This window comes from Brumicola pallidula DSM 14239 = ACAM 615, from assembly GCF_000428905.1.
GTDB classification, from domain to species: domain Bacteria; phylum Pseudomonadota; class Gammaproteobacteria; order Enterobacterales; family Alteromonadaceae; genus Glaciecola; species Glaciecola pallidula.
Genome location: NZ_AUAV01000012.1, coordinates 87,132 through 105,064, shown reverse-complemented (window position 1 = coordinate 105,064; position 17,933 = coordinate 87,132). Strand labels below are relative to the sequence as shown.

Annotated in this window: 18 protein-coding genes; 5 read left to right on the top strand and 13 right to left on the bottom strand. The window is 42.8% G+C overall.

The genetic code is table 11. The annotated features are described in order from the left end of the window. Positions 1-365 precede the first annotated feature (365 nt). The 4 genes from G399_RS0104255 to G399_RS20175 all read right to left on the bottom strand — a co-directional run bounded on the left by G399_RS0104255 (position 366) and on the right by G399_RS20175 (position 2,868). Positions 366-1,541, bottom strand: a complete 1,176-nt coding sequence (locus G399_RS0104255) for an aromatic ring-hydroxylating oxygenase subunit alpha (protein WP_006009126.1) — start codon at positions 1,539-1,541, stop codon at positions 366-368. A 28-nt stretch (positions 1,542-1,569) separates the two neighbouring features. Next, the gene (locus tag G399_RS0104250; RefSeq protein WP_006009124.1) at positions 1,570-1,884 is read right to left on the bottom strand and encodes a putative quinol monooxygenase; all 315 of its coding nucleotides are present in this window, start codon (positions 1,882-1,884) and stop codon (positions 1,570-1,572) included. A 75-nt stretch (positions 1,885-1,959) separates the two neighbouring features. After that, positions 1,960-2,397, bottom strand: coding sequence for an SRPBCC family protein (locus tag G399_RS0104245; RefSeq protein WP_006009121.1), 438 nt, complete (start codon positions 2,395-2,397; stop codon positions 1,960-1,962). A gap of 135 nt (positions 2,398-2,532) precedes the next feature. Next, the gene (locus tag G399_RS20175; protein ID WP_006009119.1) at positions 2,533-2,868 is read right to left on the bottom strand and encodes a nuclear transport factor 2 family protein; all 336 of its coding nucleotides are present in this window, start codon (positions 2,866-2,868) and stop codon (positions 2,533-2,535) included. A 274-nt stretch (positions 2,869-3,142) separates the two neighbouring features. Between G399_RS20175 and G399_RS0104235 the strand changes: the two genes are divergently transcribed. Further along, on the top strand, positions 3,143-4,159 hold the full coding sequence (locus G399_RS0104235) for an NADP-dependent oxidoreductase (RefSeq protein ID WP_026843447.1): 1,017 nt from the start codon (positions 3,143-3,145) through the stop codon (positions 4,157-4,159). Between the two features lie 218 nt (positions 4,160-4,377). Here the strand turns inward: G399_RS0104235 and G399_RS0104230 are convergent, their stop codons facing one another. From G399_RS0104230 to G399_RS22250, 6 genes are all read right to left on the bottom strand, one after another. Further along, on the bottom strand, positions 4,378-5,451 hold the full coding sequence (locus G399_RS0104230) for an MBL fold metallo-hydrolase (protein ID WP_006009115.1): 1,074 nt from the start codon (positions 5,449-5,451) through the stop codon (positions 4,378-4,380). Further along, on the bottom strand, positions 5,433-5,645 hold the full coding sequence (locus G399_RS20170) for a hypothetical protein (protein ID WP_006009113.1): 213 nt from the start codon (positions 5,643-5,645) through the stop codon (positions 5,433-5,435). Before G399_RS20170 ends, G399_RS0104230 begins: the two co-directional genes overlap by 19 nt. Positions 5,646-5,680: 35 nt before the next feature. After that, entirely contained in the window at positions 5,681-6,154 is a 474-nt protein-coding gene (locus tag G399_RS0104220; RefSeq protein WP_226988914.1) for a DUF952 domain-containing protein, read from the bottom strand. A gap of 250 nt (positions 6,155-6,404) precedes the next feature. Beyond that, on the bottom strand, positions 6,405-7,415 hold the full coding sequence (locus G399_RS0104210) for a purine-nucleoside phosphorylase (RefSeq protein ID WP_006009108.1): 1,011 nt from the start codon (positions 7,413-7,415) through the stop codon (positions 6,405-6,407). A gap of 95 nt (positions 7,416-7,510) precedes the next feature. Beyond that, positions 7,511-8,533, bottom strand: a complete 1,023-nt coding sequence (gene add / locus G399_RS0104205) for an adenosine deaminase (protein WP_006009106.1) — start codon at positions 8,531-8,533, stop codon at positions 7,511-7,513. A 219-nt stretch (positions 8,534-8,752) separates the two neighbouring features. Next, the gene (locus G399_RS22250; RefSeq protein WP_006009104.1) at positions 8,753-8,923 is read right to left on the bottom strand and encodes a hypothetical protein; all 171 of its coding nucleotides are present in this window, start codon (positions 8,921-8,923) and stop codon (positions 8,753-8,755) included. Between the two features lie 331 nt (positions 8,924-9,254). Between G399_RS22250 and G399_RS0104195 the strand changes: the two genes are divergently transcribed. Both G399_RS0104195 and G399_RS0104190 read left to right on the top strand, forming a co-directional pair. After that, positions 9,255-10,403 carry a TauD/TfdA family dioxygenase gene (locus tag G399_RS0104195; RefSeq protein WP_051288478.1) on the top strand — a complete coding sequence of 383 codons (1,149 nt, stop codon included), beginning with the start codon at positions 9,255-9,257 and terminating at the stop codon, positions 10,401-10,403. Between the two features lie 29 nt (positions 10,404-10,432). Further along, complete coding sequence (locus tag G399_RS0104190; protein WP_006009100.1) at positions 10,433-11,161, top strand: class II aldolase/adducin family protein; 729 nt, start codon at positions 10,433-10,435, stop codon at positions 11,159-11,161. A 245-nt stretch (positions 11,162-11,406) separates the two neighbouring features. Here G399_RS0104190 and G399_RS20165 read toward each other — a convergent pair whose 3' ends face one another. After that, positions 11,407-12,045, bottom strand: coding sequence for a 3'-5' exonuclease (locus G399_RS20165; RefSeq protein ID WP_006009098.1), 639 nt, complete (start codon positions 12,043-12,045; stop codon positions 11,407-11,409). A gap of 203 nt (positions 12,046-12,248) precedes the next feature. Here G399_RS20165 and G399_RS0104180 point away from each other — a divergent pair, with 203 nt between their 5' ends. Together G399_RS0104180 and G399_RS0104170 are read left to right on the top strand one after the other, a co-directional pair. Beyond that, positions 12,249-12,602, top strand: a complete 354-nt coding sequence (locus tag G399_RS0104180; protein WP_006009095.1) for a hypothetical protein — start codon at positions 12,249-12,251, stop codon at positions 12,600-12,602. Between the two features lie 370 nt (positions 12,603-12,972). Further along, the gene (locus tag G399_RS0104170; RefSeq protein ID WP_006009091.1) at positions 12,973-13,689 is read left to right on the top strand and encodes a hypothetical protein; all 717 of its coding nucleotides are present in this window, start codon (positions 12,973-12,975) and stop codon (positions 13,687-13,689) included. A gap of 108 nt (positions 13,690-13,797) precedes the next feature. Here G399_RS0104170 and G399_RS0104165 read toward each other — a convergent pair whose 3' ends face one another. Next, positions 13,798-15,291 (bottom strand): purple acid phosphatase family protein, encoded by a 1,494-nt coding sequence (locus G399_RS0104165; protein ID WP_006009088.1) that lies wholly within the window; start codon positions 15,289-15,291, stop codon positions 13,798-13,800. Between the two features lie 143 nt (positions 15,292-15,434). Next, the gene (locus G399_RS0104160) at positions 15,435-17,921 is read right to left on the bottom strand and encodes a TonB-dependent receptor (protein ID WP_006009086.1); all 2,487 of its coding nucleotides are present in this window, start codon (positions 17,919-17,921) and stop codon (positions 15,435-15,437) included. Positions 17,922-17,933 lie beyond the last annotated feature (12 nt).

The window sequence follows — 17,933 nt, the reverse complement described above, 5'->3', positions numbered from 1 at the left end:
CTTCTATTTGATTCATAGATATGCGGGTCTTAAAAAAAAGGGGCAAAGGTAGGCCTAGAAATGATTTTGCCTTTAATGCTTTTGCTTGATGCTACGGTGGCTGCGGACGCTGCATTTTTTGCATAATTATTTTGGAGCAGGATGATTAACCCTTCACATGATGCGATTGACGACTGGCTTTGCCTAGAGTGACTATGCCCTCTTTGTATGGGGACTCATCCACTTCCACATGCTTTTTTTAGAAGGCGCTATTAACAAAAATTCTTGGGGCGGCACCACGTTTACGCCCATCAAGGCACCGACCCACGACGATATGGTTACCTTGTATGTGATTTATTACTACTAATAAACTCACAGCTCTCATTCTATAGCTTGGGCTTCGGCGCCGTCGGGTCTTTAGCGAGATACCACTCAACCCACTTATGAAACAGCTGGTTACCCGGTTCATTGCGGCCGAAAGTAACATTAGCATGGGCGTTTGATTCTAAGCCTTTTTGGATAGCTAGGCCGACATGATAGTCTTCGGTGTCGACCACCTCTTGGAGGAAATCCATCATCCCTTCCAGCTCCTGATCTTCTCCGGCCGGTTTGCTAGGGTGAATAAAGTTTAGGTAGGTAGTGTTCTCATTGGGTTTGGGGCCGGGAATAATCTGGCTAATCAGGGTGATCTCGGGAGCCACAAAGACCGAGATGTTTGGAAACAAGGTGCGGATCCAGTCGTAGCCATTATTCTCATATTGGTGGTAATCCTCTGCAGCCACATCAGCAAGGTTCTCTTTAATGGCTAAATGAGGGAAGCAGATTAATGTATGCGGCCCATAGGAATCAAACTCCATCACGTTTGAATAGGTGCGCTGTGCAATAGTTTGTGGATGTGCAGCAGCAAAATGATAGCCTTCAAGAAAGCCGTCATAGGCCACTTTCCAATTGGCACCATAGATTTTACGTTGTCCGCAGTAATGCCAGTTTTCCATGCCAAGTCGACCAATGTCTTCCATCATGCCGCCGAGAAAACCATCAAAATCTACCTCGTCATCACCCGGCTCGAGGACGGTAAAAATCATCCCGCCGCGCTCATAGACAGGCAACTGTGTTAAGCCGTTGGCCTGCTTATCAAAATCACCAAACTTATGCTGATCGGCAACCCCTCTCAGCACGCCGTCATTGGTGTACATCCAGCCATGGTAGGGGCAGGTGAAACGAGACTTATTACCGCAGGGCTCAGTCGCTACCGTCATGGCCCGATGCGAACAGGCATTAAGCATCACCCGAGCAGTGCCATCTTTAAGGCGAGTGATCAGTAGTGGCTTGTCGAGAAACTGGAAAGTCTTGTAGTCACCGGCATCGGGTAATTCTTGGGTCAGTGCGACAAAAATCGGCACCTTCCTAAAAATAATGTCCATTTCTTGCTGCCAGCGATCGGGGTCAGTATAAACCTTAGAAGAAACTGCTAGGGTGCTGTCAGCTTGATCGGTGGTGTTGTTGTCAACGTCATCAATGATGCGGGCAATAATGCCATTATAATTGTCTGCGATAGTCATGTTTAATATTCCTCACCTATTTCAGCGTTTAGCTCTCCGGCAGTACAAGAGGCCCGGCAGCTGATACGTCGTATTTAATAATATTCATGTCGATCACTTCAACGGTGCCACAGAACGCTAAAAACTCAACAATATGGGGCATGTTCAAATGCGCCATAAGATCACTTTCACTCTCCCACTGTTCTGTTATCCAGATCACATTGGCGAGGTTAATATCGACAGCAATGGCATAGAGGTAACATCCAGTCTCGGCGTGAGTAGCGGTAATGATTTTTTGCGCGGCAGCGATGTAGGCATCGACGTCTTTGGGGGCCAGTTCAATTCTTGCGGAAATAACTAACATAATCGAATTCCGTGTAGGTAGAGGGTTTATGGTGAGTGATTATTATTGTCGGTGCCAACGGATAGCAAAACGAGTTCAATCTGCTATGCCATCGAAGCCGACATACATGAGCTGATATACACCCAGCAAAAATGTTCTGGCTTCGTCTTCACGACCTTCTTCAGCGAGAAACTCTGAATCATAGGTTAGCCGGCAACCGCCATCGTCAAGCTCAGTTAACGTGCCGGTCGCTTGATAATGTAGCAGGCCCGCGGGCCGCTCACCGACAATAGCCAGTTTCAGGGTAAAGTTTTCTGTATCAAGAGCATCAAGTCTTTCGCTGACGGGGCTTTCGAAGCCGACGTTGTAAATATGTCGCGTCATACCGACACCGCTGCCCTCTAGTTCGACACGATCAATATCGATGGGCGAATCTTTTGGCCACCAAGCCTCAATATTGCCAAAATCTACAAGCAGCCCCCAAATAGTTTCTCTGGGCGCGCTAATGTCGTGATGAGAATGTAAATTTACCATGTTATGGTGCTCGCTATTAAGGGTTTAAGTTTTAACCGTTTGGGCCAGTATCACCCGTGCATGCTGCGGTGTCAGTGCACGATGCACGATTATCCAGCCATCAGCCGTACGGACTAACTGGTCACTGTACTCACCTTAAACGGTGAACATTTCGGCAGCATAATCGCCTACCCCGACATGCAATGCCGCTAGGTAACAGGTCGATGTCGCCTTGTCGCCATTGACCTCGATATTAATATTGCCCAGTAAGTGCTGGGTGACGGAACATTGCACCAGCACGCTGGAAATTAGGTCAGTAATGGCCTGACGACCCTCGAATACAACTAGGCCGATAAAATTGGCTATAGCATCGTCAGTAAATACGCCTTCTAGAGCCGACCAGCGACTTTTATCGATCGATGAAGCGTAGAGGTTAACAACCTGTTGGATTTCTAAGTGATCAGCAAAATTTTGCGGTTCATTAGTTGCCATCTAGGGCCTCCATTGCAGACAGAGTTCGATCTAAGTCTGAGAGTGATCAAAAATAAGCTCAAAGTATAAAAGAGCTGTTTTTTTAAAGCTTTTTTTTAAAGCTTTTTTTTAAAGCTAATACTACAACATATATTACTTGCGGTCCTTTGGCTAGTTAATAAAAACAATCATGCATGTTTTTTATTTACCTGAGTTATTCGCTGAGGTAATATCAGGTTTTAAAATTGATGGCTGTTGGGCTACCAGAGTAAATAATAGGAATGGGTATAAGCGTATGACACAGATGAACACACGTGTATTGCTGGCTCGCAGGCCTGCGGAGCATTTGGTAGCGGCTGATTTCAGCATAGATCCGCAACCGCTTCGGGCATTAAAGGACGGCGAGTTCATGCTTAAGAATCTTTATTTGTCTTTGGATGTGGGATTTAGGCAGTGGATGAATGAGGGCTCAGGTGATAACTATTTGGAGCCAATGCCGTTAGGCGAACCAGTCCAAAGCATTATTATGGGTAAGGTAGTTGAGTCGCTCAATGAGAGTTTTCCTGTGGGCAGCTTGGTGATGGGTCGAACTGCTTGGGAGCAATATAGTATTGCCGACGGTTCTGATTTGATGAGGATTATTGAGCCAGACTCCGAGGTCGAGCTCCATGAATACCTGTGTAGCCTCGGGCCATCCGGTATGACAGCTTATTTCGGTATTATGGATATAGGTCAGCCTAAAAAGGGTGAACTATTTGTGGTCAACGCTGCGGCTGGGGGTATTGGCTGCATTGCAGGCCAGATTGCCAAGGCTGAGGGTTGCAGCACGGTCGGTATTGCAGGCGGAGCCGCTAAATGCAGCTGGCTAAAGGATACTCTGGGTTACGATCAGGTGATTGATTATAAATCAGCTGAACCGCTTGAGTTACAGTTAAAAAAAGTTGCCCCTGCAGGAATGGACATTGTTTATGACAACGTCGGTGGTCCTATGCTGGGAACTATGTTGGGGCAGTTGGCAGAAAATGCGCGGGTCATTCTTTGTGGTGCGGTCTCGCAATATGAAAGAGAAGGCGGTCATGAACCGGTTGCCAATATGTGGGAACTGATTACTAAGCGGGCTCGAGCGGAGGGCTTTATGTTTTCCGACTACGAGGATCGCTATCCTGAAGCCATAGGCTATATAACGGGTTTGTTGAAATCAGGCTCGTTGGTCAGTCCGGTCAATTGGTCTGAGGGTATTGAGTCTTCAGGGCAGGCTTTTATTGATATGTTGGCTGGCCATAATTTAGGCAAGTGTTTGATCAAGCTTTAGTAAAAAAGGAAGTCCCTTTTGCCGGGATCTCACTCGAGGCTTGTGACTAAAGTGAGCAGCTATAAGCCTGCCAACAATACTAACCAACCTTGATAAAAAACTGTTGAATAGATCAGGTATGTGGTTTATTACTATTGATAAACGACTTATTTTAGAATTTAGCCGCTAATCAACTGTTTGCAGATGTCTTAGCCCTAATCTGCTAAGACACAAACGGACTAAAAGTGCCAACGCTCACCTTGTTTGGGAATAATAAAGTCAACGTCTAAGGTATTTCCTAATTCAAGTTGTTGCAACATAATATCCTGTACCCGTTGGCCTTGCGCTAGTGAGGGTTTGATATGGCTAATAATTACAGGCAAATCTTTAAGCAATTTGGGCTCGCCGACTATCGCTGCTAAGGCTAATAATTCTTGGTTGACTAACTTGGGCGTTAAATGACCAAATAATGAATCGTTTGGCTTTTCATTGGTAAATGAACTTTCGATAATAATCGCTTTGAGACGCCCTTCTCTCACTTTGGACTTAATAAACTGCCAGACATTTTTGAGATTATCTGATTTCTGAATTGAATCAGCACCCGTATCACCCAGACACACTACGATATCTTGCTTATACTCGATAATAAATGCGGTAGAAACAATGCCATTGTGGTTCAGCGGCAGTGCAGTTACCAACATTGGCGTATTCAGCAATTCCTGTTGACTCGATCCAGCCAAACTAACATAGGTGTATTTGCCCAATTGCGGACTAAGGCCTGAAGCAGCAAAGTTTGGCCAAGATTGCCAGTTAAAATAGCTTTGGCTGATTGTTTGCAAAACGGGATCAAGGGCATAAATAGGTTTAGCGGAGTCATCCGGCGAGGCTATTATAAGCCCCGCTATATGGTCTAAATGACCATGCGTGATCAAGTAACCCTTTATATGTTCTCGTAAGATATATCCAGTCAAAGATAATGGATAATCTTTTGGCCTAATAGTGGCTGAAAAATTACCAGCATCTACTGCTGCCTCAATTCCATCAATCAAGTTACCTGCATCGCATGCAACGCTCAAAGACTGACCGTGCGGACCAATCAGATATGCAGATAAATTGCCGCTTCTAAGGCCGCCCTCAGTACCTAAGGCAATTATGTCGAAGCCTCCTCCCGCTTTCGACCAAGCATTAGTAGCTATGCAATTAAAGAAAATGACTAGCACAACCGCATAGTAAACGTGAAATCTGCTTGCGGGCAGGCGCCAGGCTCTAGTAACGATTTTTATACTGATTAGCTTTATTCTGGCAATACCCATTGATTATTTTCATCTAGTGTAAATTGGATTTTTTCTTCTACCATGGATAGATCCAATCCCACATAGTAATCGGGATTATCACCGATCCATCTGAGATTAGCGTCATCGTCACTGAAGGTTACTTTAAGTAAAAACAAAGTATCAATCTCCTTATCTTTGTAAAGCGCTTCAGCATAAAATGGAATAAGACTCAATTTAGAAAAATAAATAGCGTGCTTTATGCTTCACCTTATTCCCCTTGAATAATTTCAGACACGGCTAAAAATGTACCGTCAGAAGCTCTTGAAACTGTATGGGCCTGCAATACTGCTTTTGGATTAATACCACCCAATATATGTGGAAAAAGTTCGCTGTCAGTGCCGGGGAAATTTGGCTGCTTGTCACCGACCGGCGCAGTCCCTTCGAATATAGTTTTTACACCCGTCGCTTGGAGTGTATCCACTGACATTCTTAAACATAGCCAGTCACCTGATACCTGCTTATAAAAGTGATTACCGATAATTAACAAAAAATCCGGGTTTGCAGTGGCATGAGTAAACTCATCTTGAGTGTAAGTTGGCGGGTAATATGTGGTGTTTTCTGCCACCGCTTTTTCCCACGACTCTTTTTGCACTAAATGAAAAACATACGGGTACTTTTGAGTGTACTCACTGACATTATCGTTGGTGTCTGCACTCACTTGAAAGTTAAAAATTACGCTCATAATAATAGCTAATGTATAATGTAATGTGATTTTTTTCATGCTGTTAGTATGCTGTTTATTTATATATATGATTAAACTATATGCACAAAAACACAATGTCAAAGCTTAGTTTAAAAATATTTATGGACGCTATTTTTTGGTGCGAAACATCAGTAAAATCACGGTTTTGCACCAAAAAAAAGTCTTTTTGAACCTTTATGATGCAAGTTGTTTTGGTAACAATACGATGATCTAGTATCATTTATTGAAATTATAATTCAGGTATGCCGTGCTGCCAGATCTGCCAGTTTTTAACAATATGATCAGTCACTTTGCTGCCCACTAACATAATGTTTTCGACCGTCTCCTCGAAACCGCCTGCAGTTTCTCCTGGCGCTGGGTCTAAATGATCTAAGGTGCTTTCTTTTGGGTGGCCTTGGTCAAAGTTTACTGCGCCGCGCAAGCTCATCAAGCGCTTTGTGCCTACGGTTCGGTCTAACACTTGAGCAATAGCCGTTGCTTCCATTTCAGTAATGACATAATCATCAGCCTCATATAATTGCGCAATATACTGAGCTTCGTTAGATAAACCTGGCCCATGAAAAAATGTATCGCCGGTCATATGCGTACCGTAGTTCACTTTTGGATCCCTGCGTGCCTCCTTATTGGGATAGCGTTGTCGATAGCGCTGTGCACTAGCTGAATCTTTTAGGCTTACCTCCCTACTCAGATCTAATGTCCACTCAAGTAAGCTTGGGTTGAGTTGATAGCGCCGAATAGATTCATAACCCGTACGGGGTGTAAAAGCTGGTGCGCCTAATTGACCTTCTTCTGGACTCCAGCGATGACCAAGATCATAGTCTATCAACCAGCTACCCCAACTTACATCGCCTATTGTACCTTTTGATGGCGGCGTCCCAGCGACTCCGCTGATAATGAAATAGGTATGCGATACATCAAACTGTTGGCTCAAAATAATTGCTTGAACTGAGGATGAGGAACCTACTTTACCCATACCCAACACAGAACCACATACGCCGTCTTTGTTGCAGTAAACAGGATTTGCCGCACCTTTCACAAAGATTGGTTCACTATCACTGAAGTAGCGTGAATACCAAAACTGAAATTCGCCAGCCTTGTCACCCGCGTTTTCACCAATTTCAAACATCGCACCAATAAAGACTTTCATTTCTATCACGGTCTCGCGTGCGTTTGTATTTGCCAAACTTGGCGTAACAAAGACCATGATAAAAAGTGCGCTCAGAAGATGGACTACTTTCATATATAACATCACCTTATTTAGTTTTATGTTTCATACATATCGCGTAATTTAAAGTACCCTCACTCAGGATAAAGCGCGGTAATAATAGATTAAACTTAACTCGAGAAGTTTGCAGTCAACCCAAGCGTATAATCTTTTAATTTTTGCAAGTAACGCTGTTTAGTTTGTTCATCTAGCCATGCAGCTGTGAACGAATTTCCAACTAAGGTGACCATTTGATCTTGAGTAAACTTACCTTCTTGTTGCAAGGCAACCAAATTCTCATTTAAGTAAGCTCTAAAATATGCTGGATCGTCAGAATTAATCGTCACTAACATGTCTTTTTTAAGCATGCTGTGGATTTCATCTGACGTTAACGACTGCACTACAAATTGATTCGATACCGGGCATACGGTTAGACCTAATTTCTTGTCTTTAATAAGCTTACATAACATATCACTTTCTAAGGAATTAACACCGTGGTCAATACGATCTACTTCAATATCATTAATACATTGTTCAATATGGGTTAAGGTATTTGACTGGTTAACATCGCAGTGCATAGTAAGCTTTAACCCAAGCTGTTTAGCTTTAGCAAACACTTCAGCAAACTTGATGGGAGGATTGTTTCGTTCATCTGAATCTAGGCCAACACCCACTAGCCATTTAAGATAGGGGATCGCCAGCATTAAATGCCCCATAGCAGATTCAGCGCTCATGTCACGTAAAAAACATAAAATCAACTGACTCTTGATACCTAGTTTTTCTTCTGCATCTATCTGAGCTTTGCGAATGCCAGTGATGACTGTATCAAAACTCACTCCGCGGCTAGTATGTGCTTGAGGATCGAAGAATAACTCAGCATATAATGTATTTTGACTGCTCGCTTTAGTTAAGTATTGGTAGGTAAGTTGATAGAAATCATCCTCATCGACTAGTACATGCATAGCTGCATAATAGATGGACAAAAATGATGGGAGATCATGGAAATCGTATGCTGCTATTAAGGCCTCAGGGGTTTTATAGGCTAATTCAACTCCATTTTTCGCCGCTAGTGCAAAACTCAATTCAGGTTCCAATGTTCCTTCAAGGTGGACATGTAATTCAGCTTTGGGCATTTTTTCAATAAAGGTCTGCATATTATTTCAGCTTGCTATAGTCAGGAACTTTCCGACATGCAAATTTAATACCTAAGTAAAACTTTATTGCAAAGCGCTAATAGAACGCTAAGAATGACACGATTTAGCAAAATAATACTGTTGTATATGTGCTGACACTAATCAAAAAAATCACCAAATTGAGTCGAATTTGCACCACAAAAGAACGGGATTGATATGCACAAGAGACTGGCTGTGAATTTAGTCTTTCTTCGTAATTACCAATTCTATTTTCTTACTTTCACCAGCAAACCACTTTTGCACATAAATGCTACCAATCACCGGTGGCATTCCGTCATCCGGTACCTCTTTATACCGAACACTATTTTTATTTTGCTTTTCGAACTCAAATTTAACTTTCTTTTCAGACATTTATTCTCTAATTATTTGATATTTAACGACGGCGATTATAGCTTAAAATAACAACGCCATTGGCAACACTACGCAGAAATAATATGATGGATTTAGCAACAAGTGCATTTATTGGGCAATAGCATAACGGATAAGGAGTGCTCGTTTTTCTTCGACTTTAATAACAAACATGAATACCGACTCAATTCACAACTATTCGCAACTATTCGCAAAAAATAACGGTAGTGTATTAAAGGCCTCTCATCATAATTAATCCATATCCGCTCCGACATTACTATAGCGAAAATGATACAATCTTTGTTTTGAAATAAACACCAATAAGAACCTCTGAATGTCTGATATTGTACTATTGAAAACGGGTATACAACTACCTATGAACGGAGAGATGGTGTATTTCAATTACTTTTGGTTACGCGATAATTGCGTCACCTCATGGGATAGCAGCACGCAGGAACGTACCTTTGACATTCTTGATGAATCTGATGATCTGCACGCCACCAGCGCCTGGTTGGATAACGAGTCATTGGATATTATTTGGAGCGATGGATTTGAAAGCCGTTACGACCTACATTGGCTTGAGCGTTGGCACAAGGGCGAGAATCATGGTGATTTGGCCGTTCGCGTCCGTAAGACTTGGTATGGTGATCACTATTCGGACATGGCGCGTTTTAACTACGATGATGTCATGCTTAACCCAGCCAGTGTCGCCGATTGGGCGGAAGCAATGTTGGATGAAGGAGTCGCCTTAATTCAGCATATGCCAAATTCTGACGAAGGGCTGAAGACTTTATGCGAACTGTTTGGAACAGTGCGTCCATCTTTTTCTGGTTACACCTTTGATGTCAAATCCAAAGCCAATCCTGAAAACCTTGCTTACACTAGTAAGGCGCTTGAGTTGCACACTGATTTACCTGCAGAAGAGCTTGCTCCAGGTATTCAATTCTTACACTGCAGGGTGAATGATGCACAAGGTGGCAACAGTTTGTTTGTCGATGCCACTGCCGTCGCTAATGCATTAAAACAGCAGCATCCGAAGTACTTCAAAATACTCACTGAATACGAGGTGCCTTATCGCTACACGACTGACTATCAGGATGTGCGTACCAAGCAGCGAATAATCGAGCTAGACCCAAATAATGGAGAGGTCAGCGGGATTAATTTCAGTCAGCACCTAGCTGATGTGTTTGATTTCTCTCAGCGTGAGATGGATACTTTTTATCCAGCTTTTCGTAAGTTTGGACAGATGCTGCAGTACTCACAGTATCTAATGACCTTCCGCCTTAATGCTGGAGAATGTATCGTGTTCGATAACCACCGTATTGCCCACGGCCGAGAGTCCTTTGAAAAGGGCAGCGGCGCAAGGCACCTGCGCGGTTGTTATGTTGACCGTGGCGACCTTCGCAGTGTCTACCGTGTTTTACGTGCTCGATACTCAAAAGCAAAAGTGACTGCCCCGCTTCAGCCATCCTTAGAGATGTAATCAATACAAGCCCACTAAGGATAAGTAAAATGCAAACAGAACAAGAATTACGGATCGATTTGGCCGCAGTTTTCCGGCTGATTTATGAAATGGATATGCATGAGTCGGTTGCCAACCATCTCAGCGCAGCGGTCTCTCCCGACGGTAAGCAATTTCTAATGAACCGTCGTTGGATGCACTTTGCAAATGTTACAGCCAGCAGTCTGCAGTTGCTTGATAGTGAAAACGACACCATTATGCAGACGAACCAAGCCCCTGATGCTTCGGCTTGGAGTATTCATCGCAGCGTGCATAGGTCATTGCCGCAAGCCCGTGTTATCTTGCACGCGCATTGCACTTATGCGACCGTACTTTCAACCTTGAAAGACTCGCGTATATTGCCGATCGACAACAATACCGCGCGTTTCTATGAGCGGATCGCCTATGATAAAAACTTCGCTGGTATAGCCTCTAGTGATGAAGAAGGCATGCGCATAACGGATTCTCTGTCCGGCAAAAAAGCCTTGATGATGGGCAACCACGGCATTACCGTTGTTGGGGAGACGATCGCCGAGGCTTTTGAGGATCTGTATTATCTAGAAAAAGCATGCAAAACGATGGTGTTAGCTTATTCAACAGGCCAAGCTCTTAATGTTCTATCGCATGAGCTAGCCCTGCAAACGGCAGCAAGTTGGGATGAGTTTCGAGGCCAGTCTTACGCTCACTTTGAGCAGTTAAAAGGTATGCTGGATAAAAAAGGGTCATCTTTTCGGGAGTAAAGATTGAATTGTTGCTGCTTACTGGGGAGATGAGGTTTTTTTGAAGGTATCGCTATCCATTCAAGTCTTGCCTTTATCGAGTAATTTCCGCATACCATAAGCATGTGACACATTACTGCGAGATGTTTTTTCAAGGCCGCTGAACAGGCCCTTCGGTAAGGGCCAACAAGCAATTAATTGAGTACCGCTTAGAAGACAAAATATGCTAAGTAAAGCTTAGCTTATAATGACATACAAATGTTAAACTATGTATCAAACGCCAAAGAGTCACGCTTCAATATTCGCGTCCTGATATCATCGGATCTTAAATCCATAAACCGCATGTACGTGACTAACGCACTATAAGCGTCATTACTGGCATATTGGATTTGTTTCGGATTTAGCGGCCTTGCCGACCAATTAGACATTTGAACTATCTTGGACAGCTTTTTACGAAGGATCATTGCGACACTGTTGCGCGCGCCGATAGTATTTTCTAATTTTAATCTGCGTTGTATTGAATTGGCCAGATCAATAGTGCCGGCTATGTCTATACCAAATTTCCGAGATAATAAAACGCTATCTGCCTTTAATCCAAATCCGACTTTCTTTATATGCACATTTTCTAATATCGGCAGTAATAAATTCACAGCTTCTGTGACTTCAGCTGGAAATAAAAATACTTTTTCAAGTGTACTTATCTGAATAAGGTGCGGGCCAGTGGATATTTCGCCTTTAGAAAAGCATGGCTTTGATTCCGTATCAAATCCAAGTACCGCGTATTCTGAAATATGCTCGATTGCCAATTTTGCCTTGTGTATATCGCTTACTACATAAGTTGCTTCTGTTGGCAGTCCTTCAAATAATGGTAATGTCGAGATTTCCTGTTTACTTAAACGCCTCAATCCATATTCCTTTTATGTATTTCTGCGGGCTTGAATTATTGTAAAACAAGCTGAAATATCTAGCTTAACAGGAGTATAAACAACTTCAGCTGTTTGTACATTTTTAAGCTCAGTCCGGCTTCTAAAATAAGCTTGACGTATGCTACATTGCACACTAATATAAATACGAATGATTACTATTTAGATTAATAGGTTACTGCTTTATGTACCAATACCAACTTGATTGTTATGAAAGAGCTGTTCGAGCGCAAAATTGCGGTCAGAACGTAGATATTATCGATTGTTATGTGAATTTAGGATTACAAAGAGCACAACAATGTCAAACAGGAGCTGACACTAGGCGTGTTTATTTTAGAGTGATTTCGACTCTTGAAGAAGCTATGTGTGATCATTTACTCTCTACGCATTGGCGACAACATTGCTTTCGCGTTATAAAAAGACTGACACCGCTTATTTTTGAAATGCTTAATGAGAACGAATACGGTGAGCTCATTACTAAAATAAGTTCGCTTGCTGAGTACTTTCTACCCACAAAACGTGCACAACAACAGAGATAAATTATCACGCTCGAAGACAACACTTAATGTCAGTCTTAGAAAAACCAGTTAATGAATTAACCTTCAATAAAGGATGTTTAAGGTGAATGAAACAACAGCAAACCCCAATTCGATTGACCCATTTTTATATTATATTTTGTTTGATTTAGCGGTCATTAGTTTTATAGTCGTCGTTTATGTTTTCATTAAAGTGATTTTTAAAGTATTGAGTAAAAACCAAAAGAGTTACTCTCAATATCATTCTTAATTGATACTAGTGGCATAACAATGAAAAGCGCAGAGGAGATGCCGGTCACATATTTCAAAATTGCATTCCTATCGCCTTACATTACCTTACCTTACCTTACATTAACCAAAACGGCAGTTAATAATGATAATAGAGCGCATAGCAAAAGCGATTATAAAACAAGACTGGCTTGTGATCATGATTGAGGTCATGGTCGTGGTCGTCGGTATTTTCATTGGTTTGCAGGTTGATGATTGGAGAACAGCTCATGAAAATAAACGCTTTGAGAATCAATATATCACTCACCTACATGATGAGCTTTCATTAATGATTATTCGAGATAAAACGGTTGTTAAGCGTTCAAATAAAGCAATAAAGTTGTTAGAAGAGGCTGGTCTTTATTTTAGTCAAAGTAGTGATACCTTGGCTATGACACCAGAACATTGTTTCGCGATTGCTAGATCCCATATATTTGCAGATGCTATTGAGAGCCCAGCAGTTATTAAAGAATTACTGGTGACCGGCCGGATAATGTTGATTAGCAAGGATGCTTTAAGGGCGAGCATTGTCAATTTTGACAGCTCGATTGAGGCTTATAAACAGTTACGAGATGATATTCAGCAGGATAGAATTGTCTTATCAAGGCGCCACTCTGAGCTTATTTCAATGGGATTTGGATGGGATAAAACGGAATGCAATTTTGAGAGGATGGCAAAGCACAGAGGTTTTCTGAATGAGTTTTACGATAACATGCTCAGATATTTAACTTATTCCCGTGTCGTCATACTTGAGCAGCAAATCAAGCGTGTGGAACTCCATAAGCTGCTAGATAAGGAACTGAATATAACCCATAGCGAGTGAAGAACTTGCTTTTGTTTAGCATGCGCTGGCAAGAGCAGATTCAAAAAAGATATAGACACTAGTGTAATGTTATGTATTTTGCTATTTTTTATTTGTTATCTTAGTTGTTTACTCCGCTAAATCATGATGACTTCTGTAGGGACCGGTGTTGGCAAAAGTCCGCTGTAAAGGCAGGTCAGCATCAATTCTTAAGGTGTTTTGGCCCTTCATATTTTTTTCTAAAATAAAGCCATCGTATAATTTTCCATCTGTGGTAAATGACTGATACTTTAATTGATTATCTGTTTTTTTAATGATTTGGTAGGTGGGTGTATTTTCGCCTATGCGCTCTAGAACCGCACCATAATGACTGTACTCTTGCCAACGATTAGGCTTTTGAGGATATGTTTTAGGACTGGCTACTGTGGTTAAAAATACTGACTTAACCTTTTTAGGCTCCATTGGACTGGCTATTTTGCCTATGTCTTCTGGCGTTCCTATGCTGCCGCGAGAGTAAGTATGATCGTGCCCCTGCAGCACTAAGTCGACATTATGCTTTAAAAATACAGGTAAAAAAGCGGCGCGAACATCAGGCTCGTCCTGACCTACCGTATTGAGTGGCATACCGCATGAAGAAAACACAGGATGATGCATGGTCACAATGCGCCATTTTGCTGAGCTGCTCTGCAGTTTTTTGTCCAGCCACTGAGCTTGCGCCTCTAACAACGCTACATCACCTAATGCGCCAGAATTTAGCACAAAAACATCTAAGTCGGGGTAACGAGTCACGTATACTGTCTCTTGAAGTTCAACTGGTAACGTGGGAGAAAGAGGCAGAGTAAACTGGTCTTGCCAAAGTGTTGAAAGCGCCCAATCTTTTTGATTATTAGCCTGCATTTTCCAGTCGTATTCGTGATTACCCACCACCAGTACTGCTGGGATCATACTTAAAATAAAAGGATCTGCGTTGAGCCAATTTGACCACTGGCGATCACTAGCCCCTTCGTTAACTAAGTCTCCTGCGTATATAGCAAACTCGGCTTTAGGAGCGTGTTGCCAAGCTCTGCGCAATATCATTGGCCAATGTGAATAAATACCGCTTTGTGCGTCGCCAAAATACAGAAATTCGACGTCGCGATCTCGCTGTTGCGGCGCCGTTTTTATTTGCCGCCACGATGCCCAGTTACCCTGCCCGCCACGTACGCGGTAGTTATATAGAGTGTCAGGCTGTAAATCCGTCAAGGTTACCCAGTGGTAATTGACACCAGCAAGATCGACATTTACAGGATAGCTAAATTTACCTTGTTGACTTTCGCCATGACTCAACGACACGCCATCTGTGGTAGCCGTCAGCGAGGTAGCCTGTATGTCAAAACGTGCATCTGGACTGGCTTTAACAATTTGTGCCTGCGCAACTTCAATAGTTTGGTCAGTGCGCCAAGTAATCGAAAAGCTGGTTGATGGGTCTTCAGTAGGTGTCACTATTATACGATCCGGCCAAGAAGAAGCAGCTATGTAGGGTGATTTAGCTTTACTGATTTTTTCCTGGGTTGACTGAGCATGAGTGGGCACAGTCCATAGTATCAGCGTAAAACAAAATAAGGTGGTCCAGATTAGCTTCATGAGTATTCCTAAAAGGTTTAATAAAAGGCTTAATAAAAGGTTTAATAAAAGGCTTAATAGCAAAACGTCAAAGCATACCTATGACGTTTTGCATAAGTTTATTCAGCCCACTTTTTTATTCCTGTATAAGTAAATATTATTGCTTAGAACGCATAACTAACACCAGCTCCGTAAGTTGCAGGTGCGCCCACTAAACGCGAGCCGCCGTTCAGTTCAAGGAAGTAAACTTCGTCGGTAATATTGCGTCCATAGGCGTATAGGTTTAAGCCGTTAGCCAAGGTTAAATCTACTCTTACACCCAGTAATTCGTAAGATGGTGCGGTGTTGCCTTCACCAGCGTTGAGGCGATTCGATTCCTCACCGTGATAACTGTAATTAATACGCGCATTTACCATGATGTTGTTTTTTAGTGATGCTTGATAGTTTATCGCCGCGGTTTGGCTCCACTCTGGTGAGCCCGGCAGTGGGTCGCCAATCGTATTGATAACGTCATTTACCCGATTTGAAGAGAATTCGGTGATTTCAGTATCCAAATAGGTGCCCGCTGTATTAAAAGTCACTTTATGACCGCTTGTTTCATATAAGGTCAGTGCGATAGATGCCTCAGCTCCGCGCACTGTTGCCTCCCCCACGTTGGTTCTCCCGTTAGTGTCATTTGATAGCCTAGCCGTGGCCTGAAGCTCTTCAAAATCATAAGAAAAGACGTCAAACGTTAGGTTAAGACGGTCGGTGACAAAACGTGCGCCGGCTTCATAAGCAAGCACTTGTTCTGATTCAAACGGAAATGTTTCTTCTTCTGAAAAGATCGAAGTACCGTCAAAACCACCGCCACGATAAGCATTGCTCACCGACGTAAATACGTTGAAGTTATCGTTCACAAAATATTGAAGAGCTAACTTTCCTGATAAATTACTGTCATCAAATTCACGATCCCACGAAAAATTTGCCTTGGTATTAAAGGTTGTTTCAAATACAGATAATCCCCACGGATCGGAATCGATGTTTTGACCACGAAACTTAGCGCTATCTTTGGTGTAACGCAGGCCACCCGTGACGACCAAATCGTTTGAGATATTCCAATCAAGGTTACCGAAGGTGGCAACACTGGTTCGGCGTTGGTTATAAGGCGAACTGTATTGAGACAACACGGCATAGCTCGTCCAGTTGCTAGTAAAATCTACTGAGTCGTTAATAAAAAACGCCCCCGCAATCCAGTCAAACTCTCCACCCGTTGAATCACTTAAGCGAATTTCTAATGAGGTTTGATCAAGCTTATCGTCAAAGTTGTATTGAAAACGTGGGAATGAAGTACCGTCGCCATTACCGCTAACATTGCGCTCACTATTTTGTAATGCGAACAGAATATCTAAGTTCAAGTTGAGATTTACCTGATGGCTAAAATCGCCTGAAAATCCACTTACATCAATTTCATGGGAGTAATATTCACTCGCATAAAATTCATAAGGGTCGCTGTTCTCACCTGCGTTACGTGAGGGCTTGTCATCTGCAAAAGCCACGCGATCATATTGGCGGGTGTCCCCCCTATCTTGGCTGACGAAATAACGTAATGTCAGTGACGTCACATCAGTAAAGTCGTAAACGCCAGTGCCACGAAAAGCAAATAAGTTTGCGTCACCAAAACCACCGCGTTTACCTGGGTCGGCTACAGCTGGCACGATACCTTCGCCACCTTCGGGTACAAATCCGGCAAAACTACCTGCTCCGGCACCATCCATAAAGCCGCCACCTTGCTTTATCAATACTGCAACGCGAATACCGAGGCTATCTGAGACAGGACCGCCAACCGCAGCGCTGCCAGAAACAAAATCGTAAGACCCATATTCAATATCTGCATAGCCGTTTAAACTGTCACCGGGGCCACGTGTAATGGCATTAATTGTGCCGGCAGTTGTGTTGCGGCCATATAGGGTACCCTGAGGGCCTTTGAGTACCTCGATACGCTCTAAATCAAAAAGCGGCATGCTCAAGTAAGCATTAGAGGTCTGGTAAACACCATCTACATGCAGCGCCACCGAAGGATTACCATTGGGTTTGTAGTCATCCGCACCACCAATACCACGAATAGTAATAAAACTATTTTCAGGGCCACCAAAGGCCGAGTTAATTGAAACGCCCGATAAGCTACCAATTAAGTCTGTGAAATCGCTGACTCCGAGGGCCTTTAATTCATCGCCGCCTAAGACAGATATTGCGACAGGCGTATCTTGCAAGCTGCTTTCTCGCTTTAATCCAGTCACAAGAACCTCATCCATAGGCGCTTGATAATCTGATGCTCGTTTAATGCTTGACGAAATAACATCAGCTTTTTTAATAATAATGGCGCCACTAGGCTGTTTGTGCGCTTTCAATCCGCTGCCTTCAATTAATTGCTCCACCGCTTCAATAGCCGACAATTTACCGGTAGTAGCTACGGCTATTTTACCTTCAACAAGGCGGCTAGGAGCAATGATCACAATACCCGTTTGCTCAGAAAGTTCATTCAAAGCTTGCCCAAGCGGTTGAATAGCAATATTAACCTCGGCTTGCTGTGCGAAAACATGTAGCGGCGTAAGGCAGGTAAATACCCCTGCAAATAGGGCTAATTTGATTGAACGACTCAATTTTTTCACGATGTATATTCC

Excerpts from the sequence above, each read along its gene's own strand:
- G399_RS0104255 (WP_006009126.1), bottom strand. The coding sequence starts at position 1,541 with ATGACTATCGCAGACAATTATAATGGCATTATTGCCCGCATCATTGAT.
- G399_RS0104250 (WP_006009124.1), bottom strand. The coding sequence starts at position 1,884 with ATGTTAGTTATTTCCGCAAGAATTGAACTGGCCCCCAAAGACGTCGAT.
- G399_RS0104245 (WP_006009121.1), bottom strand. The coding sequence starts at position 2,397 with ATGGTAAATTTACATTCTCATCACGACATTAGCGCGCCCAGAGAAACT.
- G399_RS20175 (WP_006009119.1), bottom strand. The coding sequence starts at position 2,868 with ATGGCAACTAATGAACCGCAAAATTTTGCTGATCACTTAGAAATCCAA.
- G399_RS0104235 (WP_026843447.1), top strand. The coding sequence starts at position 3,143 with ATGACACAGATGAACACACGTGTATTGCTGGCTCGCAGGCCTGCGGAG.
- G399_RS0104230 (WP_006009115.1), bottom strand. The coding sequence starts at position 5,451 with ATGGGTATTGCCAGAATAAAGCTAATCAGTATAAAAATCGTTACTAGA.
- G399_RS0104220 (WP_226988914.1), bottom strand. The coding sequence starts at position 6,154 with ATGAGCGTAATTTTTAACTTTCAAGTGAGTGCAGACACCAACGATAAT.
- G399_RS0104210 (WP_006009108.1), bottom strand. The coding sequence starts at position 7,415 with ATGAAAGTAGTCCATCTTCTGAGCGCACTTTTTATCATGGTCTTTGTT.
- add (WP_006009106.1), bottom strand. The coding sequence starts at position 8,533 with ATGCAGACCTTTATTGAAAAAATGCCCAAAGCTGAATTACATGTCCAC.
- G399_RS22250 (WP_006009104.1), bottom strand. The coding sequence starts at position 8,923 with ATGTCTGAAAAGAAAGTTAAATTTGAGTTCGAAAAGCAAAATAAAAAT.
- G399_RS0104195 (WP_051288478.1), top strand. The coding sequence starts at position 9,255 with ATGTCTGATATTGTACTATTGAAAACGGGTATACAACTACCTATGAAC.
- G399_RS0104190 (WP_006009100.1), top strand. The coding sequence starts at position 10,433 with ATGCAAACAGAACAAGAATTACGGATCGATTTGGCCGCAGTTTTCCGG.
- G399_RS0104180 (WP_006009095.1), top strand. The coding sequence starts at position 12,249 with ATGTACCAATACCAACTTGATTGTTATGAAAGAGCTGTTCGAGCGCAA.
- G399_RS0104170 (WP_006009091.1), top strand. The coding sequence starts at position 12,973 with ATGATAATAGAGCGCATAGCAAAAGCGATTATAAAACAAGACTGGCTT.
- G399_RS0104165 (WP_006009088.1), bottom strand. The coding sequence starts at position 15,291 with ATGAAGCTAATCTGGACCACCTTATTTTGTTTTACGCTGATACTATGG.